This is a genomic window from Citrobacter sp. Cpo074 (genome assembly GCF_030332745.1).
Taxonomy (GTDB): domain Bacteria; phylum Pseudomonadota; class Gammaproteobacteria; order Enterobacterales; family Enterobacteriaceae; genus Citrobacter; species Citrobacter portucalensis.
In genome coordinates, this window is the sequence record NZ_JAOWHG010000017.1 from 1 (window position 1) to 268 (window position 268).

The window sequence follows — 268 nt, forward strand, 5'->3', positions numbered from 1 at the left end:
ATTGACGTTACTCGCAGAAGAAGCACCGGCTAACTCCGTGCCAGCAGCCGCGGTAATACGGAGGGTGCAAGCGTTAATCGGAATTACTGGGCGTAAAGCGCACGCAGGCGGTCTGTCAAGTCGGATGTGAAATCCCCGGGCTCAACCTGGGAACTGCATCCGAAACTGGCAGGCTAGAGTCTTGTAGAGGGGGGTAGAATTCCAGGTGTAGCGGTGAAATGCGTAGAGATCTGGAGGAATACCGGTGGCGAAGGCGGCCCCCTGGACA

At 57.1% G+C, this 268-nt stretch carries 1 rRNA gene; it reads left to right on the forward strand.

The features are described from left to right. Positions 1–268, forward strand: a 16S ribosomal RNA gene (locus OGX83_RS00645); the annotation flags it as partial.